Consider the following 19,539-nt stretch of genomic DNA (forward strand, 5'->3'; position numbering starts at 1 on the left):
TCAGCCCAGCGCCCAGGCGACATCCCTGAGCAGGGCCTGCCGCCAGCCCGCCCGGTCGTGGTCCGCCGCGGAGCGTGAGACCCGTACGGTCGCCCCGGCCCGCTCGGTCAGGGCCTCGGTCAGCTCGCAGTGGGGCAGCATCCGCGTCTCGTGCTCCCCCACGTCGAACGCGCACCGCAGCCCGGACAGGTCGGGGCCCCGGCGCAGGAGTCCGGCGACGGTCCCGCCGACCGGACCGCCCAGCGGGTCCGGCCACTCCTCTGCGCCGGGCGCCCACCAGAAGGACCCCGACTGACAGGCGATACGGGAGACCAGCTCCGGGAACTCCAGCGCCGCGTACAGCGCGCTCAGCCCACCCAGACTCTGCCCCGCCACCACCAGCCGGTCCGGCTCCGCGGGAACACCCGATCCGGCCACCAGCGGCAGCAGTTCGTCCCGCACCGCCTCCCACAGCCCGGGCCCGCATCCGAACTCGGCCGACCGGTCCTTGGCGGGCAGGAAGACAAGCGTGACGGGCTCCATCTCACCCGCCGCCACGGCCGACTCGAACGCGGTCGTCGCCGGGTGGAGGTACAGCCAGTCGTCCCCGTCGAGCAGCAGCACCACCGGCCCGCCGCCGCCGACCGGGTGCACGCGCACGGTCCGCCGCCCGCCGAGCCGTTCACTGCTCCACCGCAGCCGGGTCTCCGGGAGGGGGAGGACGTCGTCGGGGCCGACGGACGGCCAGTGCGGCTGGTCCGGGGCGTCCGGGGTCGCGGCGATCGAGCGGTCACCGCCGGCCCCGGCCGGGTTGAGCGGATCGGCACGGGGGCCGCCGTCCACGAGCAGCTGGTAGGTCACCCGCAGCCGCTCGGGCATGGACACCTCGGCGTACCAGCAGTCCGTCCCGGCCCACCGCCGCAGGGAGACCGGCCCCGACCAGCTCTCGAAGGCGATGTCCGCCGGGGTCCCGCGCCACAGGAACAGCGTCAGCCAGCCGTCGTCGGCGGGGATGGAGAGGGGGGTCCGCGCGGCGGACCAGAACGCGTCGGTGCCCGGCTTGCCGGGCAGTCCGAACGCGGCGAAGGGGCTCTCCAGACCGGCTGCGGGGCCCGGTCCGGGGCCGGTCATGAGCGGCCGGAGAGGTCGCGGCCCGGGAACGTGAGGAGCAGGCGCATGAACATCTCCTTGGGGAGGTCCGTGAGGGAGGGAAAGAGCTCGCTCTGCGTAAGGTGAGCCTAACCTAATGGAGTTCACCCTCCAGGTGTGCTCGTCCGCGCGAATTCCGCGAACTCCCGGTGGCCCGACGGGGCGTACATCCCCGGGCGCCACGCTGCGCCCGGTCCCGGCTCTCGCTAGCGTGGGCGGTGCAGGGCCCCCGCCCCGACGAGCAGAAGGACCTCACGATGGCCCGACCACCGCATCCGCCGCGAGGCGACATCGGCCGGCGCGTTGCGGCGCGTCGCCTGCAGCTCGGTCTGTCCCGGCAGGACGTGGCCGTACGGGCCGGGGCCGCGCCCGGCTACATCCAGTACGTGGAGGAGCAGGACGCGACACCCGGCATCGGGTTTCTGCTCCGGCTCGCCGACGCCCTGGAGACCACGGTCCGGGAGCTGACCGGAGGGACCGTGGACCTGCCGAGTGGGCTCGGGCAGGCGGCCCGTGAGGCCCGGATGGTCGAACTCGACGGCACCGAATGCTGGGCCCTGCTCGGCGACCACGGCGTGGGACGGGTGGCACTGACCCAGGACGACGGGCCCGTCGTCCTGCCGGTGAACTACCAGGTGCTCGACGGCGAGGTCATGTTCAGTACGGGGGAGAGCTCCCCGCTCGCCGGGGCCGCCGACACGGAGATCGCCTTCGAGACCGACCACATCGACGACGCCTTCAGCAAGGGGTGGAGCGTGCTGCTCGTGGGCCCGGTCCGGGTCGTGGAGGACGAGGAGACGGCGCGTCGGCTCAGGGAGACGGCGTACTCCACACCCTGGGCGGGGGAGGGGCGCGACCACGTCATGATCCTCGCGCCCCGCAAGGTCACCGGGCGCCGGATCATCGTGAAGGGCGCACCGGGGGACGCGGGCTGAACCGGTGACGCCGGGCGCAACGACGTAAGCGCGTAAGCGCGTAAGGGCGTAGGAGCAGGGACGGGCAGGAACGGGCGGGGCCTGGTCATTCGAAGGGCACGACCGCGACCGGGGCCGGGCTGTGGTGGATCACGGCGTGTGCCACGTGCCCGAGGTGCGGGCCCACCGGGGAGCGGCGGCTGCGCCGCCCGACGACCAACAGCCCGGCGCTCCGCGAGGCGTCGACGAGCTCGGCGGCCGCAGGACCGACCACGGCCCTCTCCACCACCCGGACGGCCGGGAACCTGGACCGCCAGGGACGCAGCATCTCGGCCAGCCCCTCGGCGGCCCGCCGGCCCAGGCCGCTGCCGATACCGGGATCCAGGATGGCGGCGTACCCGTAGGCCGGCGGCGGGTTCCAGCTGTGGACGACACGCAGCTCCTCACCCCTGCGGGCGGCCTCGCCGAAGGCGAAAGCGAGCACCGGGTCGCAAGGGTGCTCGATGTCGAGCCCCAGGAGGATGCCCGAGCGCGTACCGTCGCCGCCTGCCCCGGACGGGGTCGCACGGGTGTCCTGCGGTGAGCGCACGAGCACCACCGGCCGCCGCGCCCGGGCGACGACGGCGAGCGACACCGAGCCGATGAGGAAGCCGACGACACCGCCGAGCCCCCGCGACCCCAGCACCGTCACCTCGGCCTCGTTCGCGGCGGCGGTCAGCTCGGCGGGCGCCCGTCCGCGTGACATCTCGGTGGTCACATCGAGGCCGGGCTGCTCGCGCCGGGCCCGGTCGGCGGTGTTGCGCAGCAGGGTGTCGAACCGTTCGACCAGCGCTTCGGCGGAGAGCACCGGCACCTCCGCGGTGACCGGCCACTCCTCCACATGGATGAGACGCAGCGCGACGCCGAGCAGGGTGGCCTCCTCCGCGGCCCACAGCGCCGCCGCGAGGCTCTCGGGGGACTCGTCCATTCCGACGGTGACATGGGGTGTCATGACCAGGGCCTCCTCGGTGGGCCGGGCTCCGGTTCCGGAACCACGGATCCAGGCTCCCCGCGACCGCGCCCGCCGGGCGAGGGGCCGACAGGGCCGGATCGGGGCCGAAGGGCCCATGCGCGGCGGGGGCGCTCCGGTGCGACGGTGGAGGTGTAGCCCCTGGCCACCCCCGAGGAGGAGCCATGACCAGCGACCTTCCCGATCCTGCGGAGCTCGGCCCCGTCGTCGTCGGAGTGGACGCGTCCCCGCAAGCACGGGCAGCCGCCCTGTGGGCCGCCGCCGAGGCGGAGCTGCGCGGGCAGCCCCTGAACATCGTCCATGCCGCCGACATCGACGGGCGTTCCGTCCTCACGTCGGCCGAGACCATCCAGGCACTGCGGGACACGGCCCGCGACCTGCTGGCCGAGACGGCCGACGCCGTACGGGAGCAGCACCCCGACCTGATCGTGACGAAGGAGCTCAGCCGCCAGGACGCGGCCGCCTCGCTGCACGCGGCGGCCGGTGACCGGGGCACGATCGTGGTGGGCAGCAGGGGGCTGGGCGGCTTCGCCGCGCTGACCCTCGGCTCCGTCGGACTGGGCGTGACCGCGCGGACCGAGGTGCCGGTGGTCGTCGTACGGGGGGAGTCCGACCGGCCGGGGACGGGGGTGGTCACGGCGGCCGTGAACAGCACGTCCGATCTGGACTGGCTGCTGATCGCCGCCCAGGAGGCGCAGGTCCGCAAGGCCTCGCTGCGGCTGCTGAGCGTGACCAACGTGCTGGCCTACGTCGGCAGGTTCACCACCATGCTCGACACCGTCGGGGAGATCACCGAGGAGAAGGTGCACGAGACGGCCGCCGTGGCCGAGCGGATCCGGAAGCGGTATCCCGACCTCACCGTCACCCACGACGTCGAGACGGGGACCAGCGTGCCGGGCATCCTCGTCGAGGCCACGGCCCTCACCGACCTGCTGGTCATGGGAGCCAGGCGCCGGGTGCTCGGATCCGGGGCGGCGCTGGGCCGTGTCACCCACGCGCTGCTGCACCACGGGCAATGCCCGGTCCAGATCATTCCCCCGGGTTACGCGTCGGCGGGCGACGGCGGCAGCTGAGAGCACCCCTCTGCGTGATCGCGTGACCGAGGCGTGATCGAGGGGTGTCACCGCAGACGTGATCGAGGATCGAGGGGCGTAACCGCAGAGAGGTGTCACCGCACCAGCACCGCTTCACCCGAACGCGGTACGACCGCCGTCCAGCCCAGCTCCCGGTCCAGCCGGTCACGCAGGGTGGCCGAGGCCGCCTCCTCCCCGTGCACCGGATACGTGGTGTGCGGCGGCGGGGCCTCCCGCAGCCAGTCCAGGATCTGCCCGGCGTCGGCGTGCGCCGAGAAGTGCGGTACGTCGGCGACCTCGGCGCGTACGGGGACGTACTCGCCGAACATCTTGAGCACCCGCGCCCCGTCCACCAGATCCCGCGCCCGGGTGCCCGCGGCGGCGAAGCCGACCACGACGACGGTGTTGCGGGGGTCGGGCAGCAGCCGGCGCAGATGGTGCAGCACCCGGCCGCCCGTGGCCATACCGGCCGAGGAGACGATGACGCAGGGGCCGCGCGCGCTGTTGATGGCGATGGACTCCTGGACCGTACGGGCGGCGAGGAAGGGCTCCGGGCTCAGCGCTTCGGTGCCCTGGCCCAGGACCTCGGGGCGCAGTTCGGGTGAGCGGGCCCGCAGCGCGTCCCGGTAGACGTCCAGGGCGGCCAGCGCCATCGGGCTGTCGACGTAGACCGGGACCGACCGGGGGAGCGCCCCCGACGCCCGGAGGGCCGCCAGCTCGTGCAGGACCACCTCGGTGCGGTCGACCGCGAAGGCCGGGACGACCACGGTCCCGCCGCGTGCCAGGGTCCGCCCGACCGCCGAGGCGAAGGCCTGGTGGCCGCCCTCCCGGTCGTGGCGCCGGTTGCCGTACGTGGATTCCATGAGCAGCACGTCGGCGCCGGAGAACGGCTCCGGGGGCCGCAGGAGCGGGTGGCCCGGACGCCCGAGATCGCCGGAGACGGCCAGGGTGTGGCCGTCCTCCAGGGTGAGGCGGGCCCAGGCGGAGCCCAGGATGTGGCCGCAGTGGTGCAGCGTCAGCCGGGTGCCGGTCATGATCTCGACCTCGCGGCCGACCGGTACGGGATCGAAGAACGCCAGGGTCCTCTCCACGTCGGCGTCGTCGTACAGCGGCTCGGCCGGGCGGTGCTTGGACCAGCCGTGCTCGTTCGCGTGCCGGGCCGCCTCCATCTGCAGCCGGGCGCTGTCCCGCAGCACGATCCCGGCGAGCCGCGCCGTGGGGGCGCTCATGAGGATCGGGCCCCGGAACCCCTGCCGGACCAGGCGGGGCAGATAGCCGCAGTGGTCCAGGTGCGCGTGGGTGACGACGACGGCATGGATGTCGGAGGCGGGCCGGGCGAACTTCTCCCAGTTGCGCCGCCGCAGCTTCGCGTGGCCCTGGAAGAGCCCGCATTCGACGAGGATCCGGGCGTGGTCGCTCTCGACCAGGAACTTGCTGCCGGTCACGGTCCCCACCCCGCCGAGGAAGGTGAGCAGGGCGGGCCGGGAAGGCGCCCGGACGGCGTGCGGAGTCGGTTCGGAGTCGGACATGGCGGGCCCCCTTGCGGGTCTCTCGGTGTCGTACGCGCCGATGCAAGCCGTACGCGTCGGTGTCGTACGCGCCGGCCCTCCACGAGCCGACCTCCCTCCACGAGCCGACCTCCCTCCACGGAGCCGTCACCCCACGGTCGGCCCTCACTCCACGGTCAGGACCTCCGCGACCGGCCGCCGGGGCGTGGCCACCCCCCGGGGCCCGTAGCCGAACCGGAACACCATGTGGACGAAGCCGGTCAGGGAGCCGGGTTCACGGGCCAGCGAACGGAGTTCGGGCCATTCGAGGGGCTGCGACATCATCGAGGTCGACAGACCGTCCAGGGTGGCCTGGAGGAGGACGCGCTCCATGGCCTGCCCCGCCCGCAGCCAGTCGGCCGGGGAGTCGTCCACCGTCCCGAGGAGCGCGATCTGCGGCCGCTCCTCGAAGGCGGCGACGGCCCGGCCCGGCAGGTCGCGCGGGGCGTCGAAGTCCCGTGCGGGGGCGCTCACCCCGTACTGCCGGGGGCCGAAGGCGTACGACGGGATGCCTTCGGTGCCGGGCCCGTCACCGGCCCTGCCCGTACGGGTCCAGGAGGCGATCTCCTCGCGCAGCGCGGCATCCGCGGACTCGAACAGCTCGGCGTCCCGCACCAGCTCCAGGACGGTGTCCGAGTGCCAGGACCCCGGCACGATCAGCCGGCACCCCTCCAGGAGCGCGGCCCCGCGGAGCCCGTCGGCGATCTCCCCCGGAATCCGCTCGTCGGAGAAGGGGAAGCGGCTGGTGTGCCGCTGCCGCAGAGCGGGGTACAGGTCCGACAGGCCCGGGCCCGGATCCGCCGGGCCCGCCTCCTGGAGCACGACATCGGCCAGGTGCCAGGGGTCACGGGCATCGGGAAGCAGCTCGGTGACGGCGTCCCAGCCGCGGTGCGCGGCGGACACCCGCAGGTTGAACAGGGCCGCACCGCACCCCAGGTGCAGCCCCCGGCCCTCCGGATCACCGGCAGGGAGCGTGCGGGACGGGTCGCCGTACAGGGCGAGCGAACGGGTGCCCGTACGGTGGACGAATTTCCAGGGCTGTGCGTTGTGCATGGACGGTGCCGTGACGGCGTCCCCGACCAGCGACGTCACGGTCTCCACGAGATGGTCCGTTGTGGGCATGGCTTCCTCCCGGCGCTCTCCCTCCCTCCCCACCTTCCGCCCCGGAGGCCGGGCACAGGAGGGGCCGAACGGCCCTCCATCCGGACCGACCGGGGCCCCTTTCCGCTCCCGGCGGTCCCTCTGCGCCGCGCCCCCGCCGATGCCACTCTGGGAGGAACCACCCCCGACGGGCCCGGGTCGGCCCCGGCAGGAGAACACCTCATGAGCAGTACGGCGGCACGCCAGGAGATCGTGGTCGGTGTCGACCCCCGGGAGGACTGGCACCCGGCTGTCGGCTGGGCGGCGGACGAGGCCCACCGCCGGGGGATCGGGCTGCGGCTCGTCGTCGCCGTCCCGCCGCTCCACGATCCGCGCCGCCCCGGTGACGCCCCGCGCTACTGGGAGGCCGAGGAGACCGGCGTACAGGCCCTCGCGGCGGCCGACGCCTGGGCGCGGGAGCGGCAGCCGGAGCTCGACACCACGGCATCCGTCCTCGAAGGGCTCCCGGCGCCCACGCTGGGAGCCCTGACCCGCGAGGCCCGCATGGTGGTGCTCGGCTCCCGGCATCTGAACCGGCTCCAGGAGATCCTCAGCGCCAACGCGGTGGTCGTCCCGGTCAGCGCACAGGCGCACTGCCCCGTGGTCGTCGTGGGTGGCTCCGGGCAGGAGGAGGAGACCGGGCAGCCCCCGTACCTCGTGGTGGGCGTCGACGGCAGTGAGCCCTCGAAGGCGGCCCTCGCCCTGGCCTTCGAGGAGGCCGAGCTGCGGGGCTGCGAACTGCGCGCCGTCGCCGTATGGCAGCCGCCGGTGTTCTCGTTCCGCGACGGTGACACCCAGCTCGACGCCGAGCGCCGGCTGCTGGCCGAGACCGTGGCCGGGTGGGCCGGGAAGTACCCGCGCGTCCGGCTCACCCATGAGGTGGTGACCGGTTCCCCGGTCGAGGTGCTGGCGGACGCCGCCGAGCACGCCGTGGCCGTCGTGGTGGGCCGCAGGGGCGAGGGCGGCCACATGGGCATGCGCCTCGGCTCCGTCGTCCACGGGCTGCTGCACCGGGCCCACTGCCCGGTGATCACGGTCCCGGTGGTGGTGGAGCCCTGATGGTCCGGCGGCGCACCACTGTTCCGGCGGTGCGCCACCATGATCATGTGCGGCTCGACATGAGCCGGTGCGGTCCGGCGGCTACGTTGGGAGGTGCGGGCGCACCCTGCCCGCCTCCTCGACGCCGTCGGAGGTATCCATGGGCGGGGATGGCCGTGAGGCCCCACGGGCCGGGCTGCCGCGCCTGAGACTCGACGAGCTGCTCGACGAGCTCCAGGGCCGCATCGACGAGGCCCGGGGCACCCGCGACCGGCTCAACGGTCTGCTGGAGGCCGTCATGTCGGTGGGCCGGGAGCTCGCGCTGCCCCAGGTGCTCCGGGGGATCGTCGAGGCGGCGGTCGTGCTCGTCGACGCCGAGTACGGGGCGCTGGGCGTCATCGGCGACGACCAGAAGCTCGCCGAGTTCCTCCCCATCGGCATCAGCGACGAGGTACGCGCCCAGATCGGCGACCTCCCCTCCGGCCACGGCCTCCTCGGCGAGCTGATCCGGCACCCGGAGCCCCTGCGGCTGAGCGAGCTCTCCGAACACGCGACCTCGTACGGGTTCCCGCCCCACCATCCGCCGATGCACTCGTTCCTCGGCGTGCCCATCAGGGTCCGGGAGGAGGTGTTCGGCAACCTCTACCTGACCGAGAAGCGCGGCGGGGCCGACTTCGGCGCTGAGGACGAGGCCGTCGTCTCGACCCTGGCGGTCGCGGCCGGCATCGCCATCGAGAACGCCCGCCTCTACGAGGAGGGGCGGCTGCGGCAGCGGTGGCTCGCGGCGAGCTCCGACTTCACCAGCGCGCTGCTCTCCGGCTCGGCGGAGCCGGAGGTCCTGGAGGGCATGCTGGCCCGGGCGGTGGACATCGCGGGCGCCGACCTGGGCGTCTTCCACCTCGTGGAGCCGGGCGGCGAGCTGAGCGGGTCGCTGGCACACGGGGAGGGGTCCGACGCGCATCGCGGCCTGGTGCTGCCGTCCACCCGGGGCACCCTCGCCGGTGTCACGCTCGCCGCCGACAGACTCGTCACGGTCGCCGACGTCCGGAACGATCCCCGCATCACCGTGCGGCCGGAGCGCTGGGAGGGGTTCGGGCCCGCCGTGGCCGTCATCGTGGGCACCAAGGAGAAGCTGAGCGGGGTCCTGATCCTCGCCCGCCTCCAGGGCGGTCCACCGTTCGCCGGTCCGGAGATCGCCTCGCTGCCGGGCTTCGCCGGACAGGCCGCGCTGGCGCTCGAACTGGCCGAGCGCCGACGGGCCGCCGAGCAGGTGAGCCTCCTCGAAGACCGCGACCGGATCGCCCGTGACCTGCACGATCTCGCCATCCAGCGGCTGTTCGCCACCGGGATGACGCTGCAGAGTGCCCGCCCGTTCGTCGAGCATCCGGAAGCGGCCGAGCGGCTGGGCCGGGCGATCGACGACCTCGACTCCACCATCAAGATCATCCGCTCCACCATCTTCGGCCTCCGGGAGCACGAGCCTGCCGGTGACACCCCCAAGCTCAGGACCCGGGTCGTCCAGGCGGTGGACACCGCCGCGTCCGCACTCGGATTCCCGCCCGCCCTGCGGATGGAGGGGCTCATCGACACGGACGTGCCCCAGGACGTGGCCGACCACGTGATCGCGGTCATCGCGGAGGCGCTGAGCAACATCGCGCGGCATGCGGGGGCGAAGGAGGCGGAGGTGTCGGTCGTCGCCGACGGCGGTGTACTGACGGTCACCGCGACCGACGACGGCGTCGGCCTCCCGGAGGGCGCCCGGGGCAGTGGCCTGCGCAACCTGGCCGAACGGGCCGAGCGGCTGGGCGGCACCTTCACCGTGGGCCCCCGCCCGGCCCCGGGCAGCGGCACCACACTGGAGTGGCGGGTCCCGCTGGCCGGGGGAAGGGGGTGACGTGCGGGCTGGCGTGGTTCGCGTACGGCCTGGCGTGGTTCGCGTACCGCCCGAAGCGCCTGACGTACAGCCTGACGTGGGTGACGTACAGCCCGACGCGCTCGTCGCCGTACGGCCTCAGCCGACCAACGTACGTACCAGCCCCCCGCCCCGCCCGCTCACTTCTCCTGCTGCCCGTGCTCCCGTACCTCCGTCGCGATGACCGCCGCCTGCACCCGGCGCTCCACCCCGAGCTTCCCGAGCAGCCGGGAGATGTGGTTCTTGACGGTCTTCTCGGAGAGGTACAGCCGCTCGGCGATCTGCCGGTTGGTCAGGCCCTCGCCGATGAGGTCGAGCACGGAACGCTCCCGCTCGGACAGGACCGACAGCCTCTCGTCCTCCACGGGCCCGGCGGGCTCGGGCGCGCGCAGGGTCCGCATGAGCCGGGCCGTGGTCGCGGGGTCGAGCATCGACTGGCCCGTCGCCACGGTCCGTACGGCCGACACCAGATCCGAGCCGTTGATCTGCTTCAGGACGTAACCGGCCGCCCCCGCCATGATCGCGTCGAGCAGCGCGTCCTCGTCGTCGAAGGACGTCAGCATCAGACAGGCCAGCCCCGGCATCCGCGAGCGCAGCTCCCGGCACACCGTGATCCCGTCCCCGTCGGGCAACCGGACATCCAGCACCGCCACATCGGGCCGGAGGGCGGGGCCCCGGGCCAGCGCCTGGGCGGCCGTGGCCGCCTCCCCGACGACCTCCAGGCCGGGTTCGGCCCCCAGGAGGTCGTGCAGCCCACGGCGTACGACCTCGTGGTCGTCGAGCAGGAAGACCCTGATCGGAGCCCCGGCCGCTGCGGTCGGTGTGCCGGACATGTGCGGCCCCAGGTGTTCGGTCGGCTCGTGGCCCCCTCCTCTCCGCATTGTCCCAGGGGCGGCGCCGACGTACCCGCCGAACCGCCCCCGGGACCGTTTCCCGCTGGTCAGTGCGGGTGACGAAACGCGTTGGCGTAGGCTTGCGAGCCTGACTGGACAGACCTGCCCACCCGTGCGCGCGCCGTTGCGGTGGGGTGACTACGGAGGTTCGCGTACATGCCGAGCAGCAGTCGTACGGCACTGGTCGAGGACCTGATGGGGCGTTTCCCCGAGGTACCCCGGGAAGCCGTCATCAAGGAAGACCTGCTGCGCGGCGGCATGGCCTTCGACGAGTCCGCGCTGAGCGGATCGGTCGGCGGTGCCACCGGTGACGTGAAGCCGAAGTCGTACTTCATCTTCTCCTTCGACCACCGCACGCTGCCCGAGCTCGGCGCCGCCGCGCTCAACCGGCCGCCCGAGGAGGTCGTCCTCACCGGCGGCCCCTACGGACTGCGCCGCACCGTCGTGTCGGTGCGGGTCAACCCCGACTCCCCGTACGTCGTGCGGGGCGGCGAGGACGGGACGCTCGGCCTCTACCTGGACGGGGCGCGGATCGCGGACGTCGGGCTGCCGCCGATGCCGGAGTACTACCGCCACCAGCTCTCCAACGGGAAGTCCGTGATGGAGGTCGCCCCGACCATCCAGTGGGGCTACCTCATCTATCTGACGGTCTTCCGGGTCTGCCAGTACTTCGGCGCCAAGGAGGAGTGCCAGTTCTGCGACATCAACCACAACTGGCGTCAGCACAAGGCGGCGGGCCGCCCCTACACCGGGGTGAAGCCGGTCGAGGAGGTGCTGGAGGCCCTGGAGATCATCGACCGGTACGACACCGCCGGTGTCTCCCGCGCCTACACCCTGACCGGCGGCTCGATCACCTCCCAGGTCGCCGGACGCGACGAGGCCGACTTCTACGGGCACTACGCCAAGGCCATCGAGGAGCGCTTCCCCGGCCGCTGGACCGGCAAGGTGGTGGCCCAGGCGCTGCCCCGCGAGGACGTGCAGCGCTTCCACGACTACGGCATCCGCATCTACCACCCCAACTTCGAGGTGTGGGACCGGCGGCTCTTCCAGCTGCACTGCCCGGGCAAGGAGCGGTACGTCGGCCGGGACGAGTGGCACCGCCGCATCCTGGAGTCCGCCGAGGTGTTCGGGCCGCGCAACGTCATCCCCAACTTCGTCGCGGGCATCGAGATGGCCGAGCCCTTCGGCTTCACGAAGGTGAGCGAGGCCATCGACTCGACCACCGAGGGGCTGCGGTTCTTCATGGCGAACGGGGTCGTGCCGCGCTTCACGACCTGGTGCCCGGAGCCCACCACCCCGCTCGGCAAGGCCAACCCGCTCGGCGCGCCGCTGGAGTACCACATCCGCCTGCTCCAGGCGTACCGGGCGACGCTGGAGGAGTTCGGCCTCAACTCCCCGCCCGGCTACGGCCCGGCGGGCCCCGGCCGCGCCGTCTTCTCGGTCAGCTCGTTCATGGACAGCCTCGAAGGACTGGAGGAGCCCGAGCCCGCCGCCTGAGACCTGGGGGCCTCGCGGGAACGGGCACCCGTTCCCGCGATCGGGCGCGAAACGGGCGCGGCACCCCTGCCGAGCGGGCAGGGGGAGCGCCCGGAAGACCTGCCCGTACGGCGGTGACCAGCGGCGTTCCGCTGGGGGAAACGGGCACGAACGGGCAGAGGGAATCTCGCGGAGAGCCTGGTCGAGCGGTCGGCCCTGCTTGTACAAACGACACAGCGGCCCGAACGGACCGGGCCGCCACCCGAACAGAGCCACCGCAAGAACCAGGGATGTGTGTCGTGGACACCGACGAACGCCGCAGAGGAATTCTCGACACCGCCCGCCGGGACGGATCGGTCGAGGTGAACGCCCTCGCCGCGCTGTTCCAGGTGGCCAAGGAGACCGTCCGCCGCGATCTCCACGTACTGGAGGAGCACGGTCTCGTCCGCCGGACCCACGGCGGCGCCTACCCGGTCGAGTCGGCGGGCTTCGAGACCACGCTCGCCGTCCGCACCACCCGTAACGTCCCGCAGAAGTCGCGGATCGCGGCCGCCGCGGCCGACCTGCTCGGCGACGCCGAGACCGTCTTCGTCGACGAGGGATTCACCCCCCAGCTCGTCGCCGAGGCGCTGCCCCGGGACCGGCCGCTGACCGTGGTCACCGCGTCCCTCGCCGTCGCCACCGTCCTCGCGGACGCCGAGAAGCTCTCGGTGCTGCTGCTCGGCGGCCGGGTGCGCGGCTCCACGATGGCCACCGTCGACCACTGGGCCTCCCGGATGCTCGCGGGCTTCGTCATCGACCTGGCGTACGTCGGTGCCAACGGCATCTCCCGCGAGTACGGCCTCACCACCCCCGACCCGGCCGTCAGCGAGGTGAAGGCGCAGGCCATGCGGAGCTCCCGGCGCCGTGTGTTCGTCGGCATCCACTCCAAGTTCGGCGCGGTCAGCTTCTGCCGGTTCGCCGGTGTCGGCGACTTCGAGGCGATCGTCACCGATGCCGGACTCTCCTCCGCCGAGGCCCAGCGCTACTCCCTCCTGGGCCCCCAGGTCATCCGCGTCTGACCCGACCCCCCGCGCCTCGGTCCCGTACCGCCCGCGCATCCCCCGTATCCACCGCGCCCCGCCCCCCCCCGACGGGGCGCGGTTCGCCCTGCCCCCGTACGGAACCCGCACGGAACCCGCGCGGAACTCGTACGGATCTGCATGAGACCGCATGAACCCGTATGGGTCCGCACGAACCTCTACGGACCCGCATCACCCCGCCCCACCCCTCGCACGACCCGATCACCGAGCCGCTACGACTGATCAGGAGTCCCCATGCGTCACCACCACCCCCGCCGACGGCACGGACCCGGACCACGCCGTCTGCCCCGCGCGGCCGCCACCGCCGTGGCGCTCGCCCTCCTCGCCACCGGGTGCGCCGGAGCGGGCGGGACCTCCTTCGGGGGCGGTGACGCCCTCAACGTCCTGATGGTGAACAACCCGCAGATGGTCGAGCTCCAGAAGCTGACCAGGCAGCACTTCACCAAGGAGACCGGCATCACCGTGCACTTCACGGTGCTGCCCGAGAACGACGTCCGCGACAAGATCAGCCAGGACTACTCCAACCAGGCCGGTCAGTACGACATCGCCACCATCTCCAACTTCGAGCTGCCGTTCTTCGCCGACAACGGCTGGCTGCGCCCGCTCGACGCCTACGTCGACGCCGACCCGGGCTTCGACCAGCAGGACATCCTCCCGCCGCTGCGCGCGTCGCTGACCCACAAGGACGGCAAGCTCTATGCCCAGCCGTTCTACGGCGAGTCCTCCTTCCTGATGTACCGCAAGGACGTCTTCGAGAAGGAGGGGCTCACCATGCCCGCCAAGCCGACCTGGAAGGAGGTCGCCGAACTGGCTGCCGCTGCCGACGGATCACAGCGCGGGATGAAGGGCATCTGCCTGCGCGGGCTGCCCGGTTGGGGCGAGGTCATCGCCCCCCTCACCACCGTCGTCAACACCATGGGCGGCACCTGGTTCTCCGAGGACTGGCAACCACAGCTCACCTCACCGGAGTTCAAGAAGGCGACCAAGTTCTACGTCGACCTCGTACGCAAGCACGGACAGCTCGGCGCCCCGCAGTCCGGGTACGCCGAGTGCCTCAACAACATGACCCAGGGCAAGACCGCCATGTGGTACGACGCCACCGCAGGCGCCGGTTCGCTGGAGGCCCGGAACTCCCCGGTGAAGGGCAAGATCGGCTACGTACCGGCCCCCGTCGAGCAGACCGACAGCTCCGGCTGGCTCTACACCTGGGCCTGGGGTATGCAGAACGCCTCCAAGAAGGCCGACGACGCCTGGAAGTTCATCTCCTGGGCCTCCGGCAAGGAGTACGAGGAGCTCGTCGGCGCCACCAGCGGCTGGTCCAACGTCCCGGCGGGCAAACGCGCTTCGACCTACGACCACCCCGACTACCGCAAGGAGGCAGGGGCGTTCGCCGACGTCACCCGGCAGGCCATCTCCACGGCGGACCCCGACAACCCGGGCACCCAGCCGCGCCCCACGGCGGGCATCCAGTTCGTCGGCGTACCGGAGTTCACCGATCTCGGCACCAAGGTGGCGCAGGAGATCAGCGCGGCCATCGCGGGCCGCCAGTCGGTGGACGCCGCACTCGCCACCTCCCAGAAGCTGGCCGAGAAGGTCGCGGAGGAGTACCGATGACCACGACCACCGCCGCGCGGCCGACCCCGTCGTCCCGCCCATCGGCCGCCGGGCCCGGCAAGCGCCCCACGGGCAGCAGAGCCAAGGCCTGGGCGACCCGCGCACCGCTCCTGCCCGCGCTCGTCTTCCTGATCGTTGTCACCCAACTGCCCTTCGTGGCAACGCTGGTGATCTCCTTCTTCGACTGGAACTCGCTCAAGCCGGACCAGCGCCACTTCACCGGATTCGCCAACTACGGCTCCGTCTTCACCGACCCCGCCCTGCGCGAGTCGGTCCTGACCACCGTCCTGCTCACCGCCACCGTGGTCATCGCCAGTGTCGTCCTCGGCCTCGCCTTCGCCCTCCTCCTGGACCGCACCTTCTTCGGCCGGGGCTTCGTCCGCACCCTGCTCATCACCCCGTTCCTGATCGTGCCGGTCTCCGCCGCACTGCTGTGGAAACACGCGCTCTACAACCCCGAATACGGGCTGTTCAACGGGGCGTTGACCTGGTTCGGGAACCTGGTCGGCATCGAGTCCGTCGCCCAGCCGGAGTGGACCTCGGAGATGCCGCTGATGGCCGTCGCCGCCGCCCTGGTCTGGCAGTGGACGCCGTTCATGATGCTGATCCTGCTGGCCGGGCTCCAGAGCCGCCCCGCCGAGATGATGGAGGCCGCCCGGCTCGACGGCGCCGGCCCCTGGCAGATGTTCCGCTTCCTGACCCTGCCCCATCTGCGCCGCTACCTCGAACTCGGCGTCCTGCTGGGCTCGGTGTACATCGTGCAGAACTTCGACGCCGTGTTCACCATCACCGCGGGCGGCCTCGGCACGGCCAACCTCCCGTACACCGTCTACGAGACCTTCTACCGGGCCCATGAGTACGGACTGGCGTCCGCCGTGGGCGTGGTCGTGGTGATCGGCACCGTGATCATCGCGACCTTCGCGCTCCGGGTGGTCTCTTCCCTCTTCCGTGAGGAGGCGAGCCGCGCATGAGCGCCTCGACCGCAGCACCGCACCGCACCCGCGCCACCGTGAAGGCCGCCGCGCCGACGAGCCGGGCCCGCAGGCGCTCGACCCTCCTCGGCCTGACCGCCTGGGCCGTGGGCCTGGTCTTCTGCCTGCCCGCCCTGTGGATGGTGCTGACCTCCTTCCACTCGGAGGCCGACGCGGCGACCAACCCGCCGTCCCTGGCGGCCTCGCTGACGCTCGACGGCTACCGGACGTTCTTCGGCGGCGACGGCGGGCCGACCCCCTGGCCCCCGCTGGTCAACTCCCTCACGGCGTCGCTGTTCTCGACACTCCTGGTGCTCCTGCTGGCGCTGCCCGCCGCGTACGCGCTCTCCATCCGCCGGGTGCGGAAGTGGACCGACGTGATGTTCTTCTTCCTCTCCACCAAGATGCTGCCGGTGGTCGCCGGTCTGCTGCCCATCTACCTGTTCGCGAAGAACACCGGGTTCCTGGACAACATCTGGCTGCTCGTCCTGCTCTACACCTCGATGAACCTGCCGATCGCGGTGTGGATGATGCAGTCCTTCCTCGCCGACGTCCCCGTCTCCATCATCGAGGCCGCCCAGGTCGACGGGGCCCGCCTGCCCACCGTGCTGGGCCGGGTCGTCGCCCCGGTCGCCGCCCCCGGCATCGCCGCCACGGCCCTGATCTGCTTCATCTTCAGCTGGAACGAGCTGTTGTTCGCCCGGGTGCTGACCGGCGTGGTCGCCGGGACAGCCCCCGTCCACCTGACCACGTTCGTCACCAGCCAGGGCCTCTTCCTCGCCCAGCTGTGCGCCGCGTCGGTCGTCGTGTCCCTGCCGGTGCTCATGGCCGGCTACGCCGCCCAGGACAAACTTGTCCAGGGCCTTTCCCTGGGAGCAGTCAAATGAGGGCAGCCATCGTCGAGGTCCCCGGCAAGGTGTCCGTCACCACGGTCGACGACCCCACGCCCGGCCGGCGGGACGTGGTCGTGAAGGTGGCGTCCTGCGGGCTCTGCGGCACCGATCTCCACATCCTTCAGGGGGAGTTCGCCCCCACCCTGCCGATCGTCCCCGGCCATGAGTTCGCCGGGGAGATCGTCGCCGTCGGCACCGGCGTCACCGAACTGGCCGTCGGCGACAAGGTGGCCGTCGACCCCTCGCTGCACTGCCACGAGTGCCGCTACTGCCGCTCCGGCCGGGGCAACCTCTGCGACAACTGGGCCGCGATCGGCGTCACCGTCCCGGGCGGGGCGGCCGAGTTCGCGGTGGCCCCGGTCGCCAACTGCGTCAAACTGCCCGAACACGTCGACGTACGGGACGCGGCCCTGATCGAACCGCTCTCCTGCGCGGTACGCGGGTACGACGTCCTCAAGAGCAACCTGGGCGCCGAGGTGCTGATCTACGGCTCCGGGACGATGGGCCTGATGATGCTGGAGCTGGCCAAGCGGACGGGCGCCGCGTCGGTCGAGGTCCTGGACGTCAATCCCCGGCGCCTGGAGACGGCCTCGCTCCTGGGCTGCACAGGGGCGGCGGCCCGCGCCGAGGAGCTGGACCGCCCCGGCGGCTGGGACGTGGTCATCGACGCCACCGGCAACGCGGCGGCGATCCAGGACGGCCTCGGCCGGGTCGCCAAAGGCGGTACCTTCCTCCAGTTCGGGGTGGCCGACTACGCCACCACCGCGGTCATCGAGCCGTACCGGATCTACAACCAGGAGATCACCATCACCGGTTCGATGGCGGTCCTGCACAGCTACGAACGGGCCGCCGCGCTCTTCGCGAGCGGGGTGCTGGACCCGGCGGTCTTCATCAGCGACCGGTTGCCGCTGGAGCGGTACCCGGAGGCGATCGACCAGTTCAAGGCGGGGGTGGGGCGCAAGATCGTGGTGCGGCCCTGACCGGCGGCCGACGCGCGGAGCGGCTCGGACCGTGACGGCCACGCACCGGAGGAGGGCGCCCCTCCTCCGGTGCGTGCGCCTACGGGCGACGGCCGCTTGCGGGAGGCTCAGCGAGAGTCGGCGAACCGCTTGAACGCGGCCTGGGTGCCGGACCCGGCGATACCGTCGATGGCGCCGTTGTAGCCGTAGCCGGACCTGAGGAGGCGCTGCAGCGCCTGGATCGTTCCGCTCCCGACGACTCCGTCGATGGCGCCGTTGTAGTCGTAGTAACGCAGGAAGCGCTGCTGCGCCTTCCAGCTGTCGGTGCCGAGGTGGCCGTCGATCGCTCCGTTGTAACCGTAGTAGGTCTTCAGCCACCGCTGGACCTTCTTGGCCTGGGCGGTGCTCAGCCCGAGGTTGACCACGGCGAGCGGGGCGACCGACTGCGCGCTCACAGCGGCCTTCTCGGCCGGTGCGGGTGCCGCGGAGGCCGTGCCCGCGGTCGCCAGACCTCCGGCGGCGATACCGACGGCGGTGGTGACACTGACGAGCGTCTTGACCAAGACGTTCGATCGCATGGTGTTCCTCTTCAGATCATGGCGCGGCGGGCCGGACGGCCGGTGCGCCGGGTGGCGAAGGTGGTGCGTGCCGAGCGCAGGGCCATCCCCCGGCCCTGCGGGCGCCGCCCGCTCGTCGTGTGTTCTCCGGCGCCCACAAGAACTCTCGCCGACCGGAGGCGAACTGTCCTTGACCATCAGTGCCAGGCTCTTGACCCGGAGCGACACCCTTCGGGCAGACCGGCCCTACGCCGGTACCCGGTCGCGGTCGGCGGCGGGCGGGAGGACGAGTGTCCGGAGCTCCGTGTCCAGTTGCTGCCGGTGCTCCAGTTCCCGGTACTCCCGGGGCGCCATGCCGTACGCGGCGGAGAAGGACCGGCTGAAGTGCGCGGCGCTGGTGTAGCCGCAGCGCTGGGCGATGGTCTGGATGGACGTGGTGTACTGCGCGGGGTCGGCCAGGCGACGGCGGGCCTCCGTCAGGCGGCGGCCCCGGATGTAGGCCGCCGCGGTGATCCCCTCGGCCTCGAACAGCCGGTGCAGCTGTCGCGGGGAGATGAAATGGGCGGCGGCGACGGCGCGCGGGGTCAGTCCCGGATTGCGGTAGTGCTGCTGTATATAGGAGCGGATGAGCAGGAACTTGTTTCTTTGTCTCGTTTCCGCGTTGAGGGATGCCTTCGCGTCCGGTTCGCGGGTCACGAGTCCGGTGACGAGATCGAGCAGAATCTGCTTGAGCCGGGGTATGTCGGACGGCTGGTGCGCGGAGTTTCGGGAAACGAGATGCGAAAGGAAATGGGAGAGGACCGCGCCGAACCCCTCCTGCCCCGAAATGCGTTGGCCGCGGATGCGTTCGATGGACCTTTCGGCCGCGAGCGGAAAGTGCGACCGGGGGATCTCGACGCCGATTCCCACGGCCAGTTCGTTCTCCGCGACTTCGACGTCGCACGGTCGCGAGCTGTCCAGGATGTACAGGTCATTGACCAGGGAGAGGTGCCTCCGGCCGTCGTGCTCCACCCTGAGCGCCCCGCTTCCCGGCAGCACGAGTGTGATGTGGTAGAGCTCGGGATCGCCCTGGCGGATCAGTTTCGGCGTCCGGCGATAGCGTGACGCCTGCATGGCCACCGGCCAGAGCAGCACGTCGTCCAGGCTCAACAGGCGCGCATGGGCCCAGAAGTCGGAAGCGTGCTGACTGCTGATATCCATCGGTGACATCGTTGCTTTCATGGCTTCCCGCCACACGTCGAATCTGGTGTCCGGGGCCACGTCGTCCGTTCGGAGAACCGTTTCGGGGAGCACTTCTCTCCTTCACCGCAGTTCCTCGGGCGCGGTTTCTGTT

The 19,539-nt window shown here is 72.0% G+C and carries 18 protein-coding genes; 10 read left to right on the forward strand and 8 right to left on the reverse strand.

Features of this window, described 5'->3' with window-relative positions; all coding sequences use genetic code 11:
- Entirely contained in the window at window positions 1-1,110 is a 1,110-nt protein-coding gene (locus ACFW9Z_RS15235; RefSeq protein ID WP_384639888.1) for an alpha/beta hydrolase-fold protein, read from the reverse strand.
- Between the two features lie 275 nt (window positions 1,111-1,385).
- On the opposite strand from ACFW9Z_RS15235, the gene ACFW9Z_RS15240 reads away from it, so the two are divergent.
- Window positions 1,386-2,063 carry a helix-turn-helix domain-containing protein gene (locus tag ACFW9Z_RS15240; RefSeq protein WP_384639891.1) on the forward strand — a complete coding sequence of 226 codons (678 nt, stop codon included), beginning with the start codon at window positions 1,386-1,388 and terminating at the stop codon, window positions 2,061-2,063.
- Between the two features lie 85 nt (window positions 2,064-2,148).
- Here ACFW9Z_RS15240 and ACFW9Z_RS15245 read toward each other — a convergent pair whose 3' ends face one another.
- The gene (locus ACFW9Z_RS15245) at window positions 2,149-3,033 is read right to left on the reverse strand and encodes a universal stress protein (RefSeq protein WP_384639893.1); all 885 of its coding nucleotides are present in this window, start codon (window positions 3,031-3,033) and stop codon (window positions 2,149-2,151) included.
- A 182-nt stretch (window positions 3,034-3,215) separates the two neighbouring features.
- On the opposite strand from ACFW9Z_RS15245, the gene ACFW9Z_RS15250 reads away from it, so the two are divergent.
- Window positions 3,216-4,124, forward strand: coding sequence for a universal stress protein (locus ACFW9Z_RS15250; RefSeq protein WP_384639896.1), 909 nt, complete (start codon window positions 3,216-3,218; stop codon window positions 4,122-4,124).
- Between the two features lie 95 nt (window positions 4,125-4,219).
- On the opposite strand, the gene ACFW9Z_RS15255 is transcribed toward ACFW9Z_RS15250, so the two are convergent.
- Both ACFW9Z_RS15255 and ACFW9Z_RS15260 read right to left on the reverse strand, forming a co-directional pair.
- The gene (locus ACFW9Z_RS15255) at window positions 4,220-5,653 is read right to left on the reverse strand and encodes an MBL fold metallo-hydrolase RNA specificity domain-containing protein (RefSeq protein WP_384639898.1); all 1,434 of its coding nucleotides are present in this window, start codon (window positions 5,651-5,653) and stop codon (window positions 4,220-4,222) included.
- Window positions 5,654-5,797: 144 nt separating this feature from the next.
- Window positions 5,798-6,793 carry an Acg family FMN-binding oxidoreductase gene (locus tag ACFW9Z_RS15260; protein WP_384639901.1) on the reverse strand — a complete coding sequence of 332 codons (996 nt, stop codon included), beginning with the start codon at window positions 6,791-6,793 and terminating at the stop codon, window positions 5,798-5,800.
- A 201-nt stretch (window positions 6,794-6,994) separates the two neighbouring features.
- Between ACFW9Z_RS15260 and ACFW9Z_RS15265 the strand changes: the two genes are divergently transcribed.
- Window positions 6,995-7,870, forward strand: a complete 876-nt coding sequence (locus ACFW9Z_RS15265; RefSeq protein WP_384639904.1) for a universal stress protein — start codon at window positions 6,995-6,997, stop codon at window positions 7,868-7,870.
- A 139-nt stretch (window positions 7,871-8,009) separates the two neighbouring features.
- Window positions 8,010-9,743 carry a GAF domain-containing protein gene (locus tag ACFW9Z_RS15270; protein ID WP_384639907.1) on the forward strand — a complete coding sequence of 578 codons (1,734 nt, stop codon included), beginning with the start codon at window positions 8,010-8,012 and terminating at the stop codon, window positions 9,741-9,743.
- 158 nt (window positions 9,744-9,901) lie between these two features.
- On the opposite strand, the gene ACFW9Z_RS15275 is transcribed toward ACFW9Z_RS15270, so the two are convergent.
- Window positions 9,902-10,594, reverse strand: coding sequence for a response regulator (locus ACFW9Z_RS15275; RefSeq protein WP_384639910.1), 693 nt, complete (start codon window positions 10,592-10,594; stop codon window positions 9,902-9,904).
- 216 nt (window positions 10,595-10,810) lie between these two features.
- On the opposite strand from ACFW9Z_RS15275, the gene ACFW9Z_RS15280 reads away from it, so the two are divergent.
- The 6 genes from ACFW9Z_RS15280 (at window position 10,811) to ACFW9Z_RS15305 (ending at window position 17,670) form a co-directional block, all read left to right on the forward strand.
- Window positions 10,811-12,151, forward strand: coding sequence for a radical SAM protein (locus ACFW9Z_RS15280; RefSeq protein WP_384639913.1), 1,341 nt, complete (start codon window positions 10,811-10,813; stop codon window positions 12,149-12,151).
- A gap of 278 nt (window positions 12,152-12,429) precedes the next feature.
- Window positions 12,430-13,191, forward strand: coding sequence for a DeoR/GlpR family DNA-binding transcription regulator (locus ACFW9Z_RS15285; protein WP_384639915.1), 762 nt, complete (start codon window positions 12,430-12,432; stop codon window positions 13,189-13,191).
- A gap of 255 nt (window positions 13,192-13,446) precedes the next feature.
- A complete protein-coding gene (locus ACFW9Z_RS15290) occupies window positions 13,447-14,826 on the forward strand; it encodes an ABC transporter substrate-binding protein (RefSeq protein WP_384639918.1) in 1,380 nt (459 codons plus the stop codon).
- Complete coding sequence (locus ACFW9Z_RS15295; protein ID WP_384639921.1) at window positions 14,823-15,797, forward strand: carbohydrate ABC transporter permease; 975 nt, start codon at window positions 14,823-14,825, stop codon at window positions 15,795-15,797. The genes ACFW9Z_RS15290 and ACFW9Z_RS15295 overlap by 4 nt, the downstream gene beginning before the upstream one ends.
- A complete protein-coding gene (locus ACFW9Z_RS15300) occupies window positions 15,794-16,684 on the forward strand; it encodes a carbohydrate ABC transporter permease (protein ID WP_384639923.1) in 891 nt (296 codons plus the stop codon). Before ACFW9Z_RS15295 ends, ACFW9Z_RS15300 begins: the two co-directional genes overlap by 4 nt.
- Window positions 16,681-17,670 (forward strand): zinc-dependent alcohol dehydrogenase family protein, encoded by a 990-nt coding sequence (locus tag ACFW9Z_RS15305; RefSeq protein ID WP_384639926.1) that lies wholly within the window; start codon window positions 16,681-16,683, stop codon window positions 17,668-17,670. The genes ACFW9Z_RS15300 and ACFW9Z_RS15305 overlap by 4 nt, the downstream gene beginning before the upstream one ends.
- Window positions 17,671-17,777: 107 nt before the next feature.
- Here ACFW9Z_RS15305 and ACFW9Z_RS15310 read toward each other — a convergent pair whose 3' ends face one another.
- The 3 genes from ACFW9Z_RS15310 to ACFW9Z_RS15320 form a co-directional block, all read right to left on the reverse strand.
- Entirely contained in the window at window positions 17,778-18,227 is a 450-nt protein-coding gene (locus ACFW9Z_RS15310) for a peptidoglycan-binding protein (RefSeq protein ID WP_384639929.1), read from the reverse strand.
- A gap of 11 nt (window positions 18,228-18,238) precedes the next feature.
- Window positions 18,239-18,364 carry a hypothetical protein gene (locus ACFW9Z_RS15315; protein WP_384639932.1) on the reverse strand — a complete coding sequence of 42 codons (126 nt, stop codon included), beginning with the start codon at window positions 18,362-18,364 and terminating at the stop codon, window positions 18,239-18,241.
- 88 nt (window positions 18,365-18,452) lie between these two features.
- Entirely contained in the window at window positions 18,453-19,499 is a 1,047-nt protein-coding gene (locus ACFW9Z_RS15320) for a helix-turn-helix domain-containing protein (RefSeq protein ID WP_384639935.1), read from the reverse strand.
- Window positions 19,500-19,539: the final 40 nt, after the last annotated feature.

This window comes from Streptomyces sp. NPDC059452, from assembly GCF_042750035.1.
GTDB lineage: Bacteria > Actinomycetota > Actinomycetes > Streptomycetales > Streptomycetaceae > Streptomyces.

What these genes read in the sequence shown, in the direction of transcription:
- ACFW9Z_RS15235 (WP_384639888.1), bottom strand. Translation starts at nt 1,110, where the DNA reads ATGACCGGCCCCGGACCGGGCCCCGCAGCCGGTCTGGAGAGCCCCTTC.
- ACFW9Z_RS15240 (WP_384639891.1), top strand. Translation starts at nt 1,386, where the DNA reads ATGGCCCGACCACCGCATCCGCCGCGAGGCGACATCGGCCGGCGCGTT.
- ACFW9Z_RS15245 (WP_384639893.1), bottom strand. Translation starts at nt 3,033, where the DNA reads ATGACACCCCATGTCACCGTCGGAATGGACGAGTCCCCCGAGAGCCTC.
- ACFW9Z_RS15250 (WP_384639896.1), top strand. Translation starts at nt 3,216, where the DNA reads ATGACCAGCGACCTTCCCGATCCTGCGGAGCTCGGCCCCGTCGTCGTC.
- ACFW9Z_RS15255 (WP_384639898.1), bottom strand. Translation starts at nt 5,653, where the DNA reads ATGTCCGACTCCGAACCGACTCCGCACGCCGTCCGGGCGCCTTCCCGG.
- ACFW9Z_RS15260 (WP_384639901.1), bottom strand. Translation starts at nt 6,793, where the DNA reads ATGCCCACAACGGACCATCTCGTGGAGACCGTGACGTCGCTGGTCGGG.
- ACFW9Z_RS15265 (WP_384639904.1), top strand. Translation starts at nt 6,995, where the DNA reads ATGAGCAGTACGGCGGCACGCCAGGAGATCGTGGTCGGTGTCGACCCC.
- ACFW9Z_RS15270 (WP_384639907.1), top strand. Translation starts at nt 8,010, where the DNA reads ATGGGCGGGGATGGCCGTGAGGCCCCACGGGCCGGGCTGCCGCGCCTG.
- ACFW9Z_RS15275 (WP_384639910.1), bottom strand. Translation starts at nt 10,594, where the DNA reads ATGTCCGGCACACCGACCGCAGCGGCCGGGGCTCCGATCAGGGTCTTC.
- ACFW9Z_RS15280 (WP_384639913.1), top strand. Translation starts at nt 10,811, where the DNA reads ATGCCGAGCAGCAGTCGTACGGCACTGGTCGAGGACCTGATGGGGCGT.
- ACFW9Z_RS15290 (WP_384639918.1), top strand. Translation starts at nt 13,447, where the DNA reads ATGCGTCACCACCACCCCCGCCGACGGCACGGACCCGGACCACGCCGT.
- ACFW9Z_RS15295 (WP_384639921.1), top strand. Translation starts at nt 14,823, where the DNA reads ATGACCACGACCACCGCCGCGCGGCCGACCCCGTCGTCCCGCCCATCG.
- ACFW9Z_RS15300 (WP_384639923.1), top strand. Translation starts at nt 15,794, where the DNA reads ATGAGCGCCTCGACCGCAGCACCGCACCGCACCCGCGCCACCGTGAAG.
- ACFW9Z_RS15305 (WP_384639926.1), top strand. Translation starts at nt 16,681, where the DNA reads ATGAGGGCAGCCATCGTCGAGGTCCCCGGCAAGGTGTCCGTCACCACG.
- ACFW9Z_RS15310 (WP_384639929.1), bottom strand. Translation starts at nt 18,227, where the DNA reads ATGCGATCGAACGTCTTGGTCAAGACGCTCGTCAGTGTCACCACCGCC.